This is a genomic window from Mesorhizobium sp. M7D.F.Ca.US.004.01.2.1, from assembly GCF_003997785.1.
GTDB classification, from domain to species: Bacteria; Pseudomonadota; Alphaproteobacteria; order Rhizobiales; family Rhizobiaceae; genus Mesorhizobium; species Mesorhizobium loti.
In genome coordinates, this window is record NZ_RZRQ01000682.1 from 1 (window position 1) to 1,074 (window position 1,074).

At 66.8% G+C, this 1,074-nt stretch carries 1 protein-coding gene; it reads right to left on the minus strand.

The annotated features are described in order from the left end of the window. Positions 1-91: 91 nt before the first annotated feature. Positions 92-1,074, minus strand: a 983-nt coding sequence (locus EN993_RS36145) for a flagellar basal body P-ring protein FlgI (protein WP_164758069.1), incomplete at its 5' end; no start/stop codon positions are given.

The following is a 1,074-nucleotide window of genomic DNA, read 5'->3' on the forward strand; positions in this document are numbered from 1 at the left end:
GGGTCATGGTGGCAACTGCGGCGGCCGCGAGCAAGATTGCGGCGGGGCGGCGTCTTTCGTGGCGTGAGAGGGAGCGGATCATCGGCATCGCCTATTGCAGAACCAGGTCGGCCTGCAGAGCGCCGGCCGACTTGATGCCCTGCAGAATGGCAATGATGCCGTCCGGCTTGACGCCGAGACGGTTGAGGCCGGAAACGAGGGTCTGGAGATCGGGACCGTCAAGCACCGCGACGCGGGCGTCGGGTCGGCTGGCGTCGATGGCGGTGAACGGTTCGACGGCGGTCTCGCCCTTGGAGAAGGGCTCGGGCTGGACGACGCGCGGTGCTTCAGTGATGCGCACGGTGAGCGTGCCGTGGCTGATGGCGACCCGCGAGATCTTGACGTCGTTGCCGATGACGATGGTGCCGGTGCGCTCGTCGATGACGACACGGGCTGGCGTATCGGATTCGACCACCAGGTTCTCGATCTCGGCATAGAAGCGGGCGGCTGAAACACCCTTCGGCCTTCTGATCTGCACGGTGCGGGAATCGCGCTCGGCCGCCACCCGCATGCCGAAGCGCTGGCTGGTATAGTCGTTGATGGCGTCCGCAATGCGGATAGCGGTCGAGAAATCGGGATTGCGCAGTTGCAGCGTCAGCGTCGCCTGATCGTCGAACTCGGCCTGGACAGCACGCTCGACGATGGCGCCGTTCGGCACGCGGCCGGCGGTCGGCACGCCTTGCGTCAGCTGCTCGGCTTGCCCCTTGGCGGTGAAGCCGGACACGATGACCGAGCCCTGACCGACGGCATAAATCTCGCCGTCCGCCGCCTTCAGCGGCGTCATGATCAGCGTGCCGCCGGAAAGCGAGGTCGCGTCGCCCATCGAGGAGACGTCGATGTCGATGCGGGCGCCCGACTGCACGTAGGGCGGCATGTTGGCGGTGACGATGACGGCGGCAACATTCTTGGCGCGCGCGCTGCCGCCTTCGGTGGCGATGCCGAGATTTTCGAGCATGGCGCGGATCGACTGTTCGGTGAACGGCGAGTTGCGCAGGCTGTCGCCCGATCCGGCGAGGCCGATGACCAGGCCGTAGC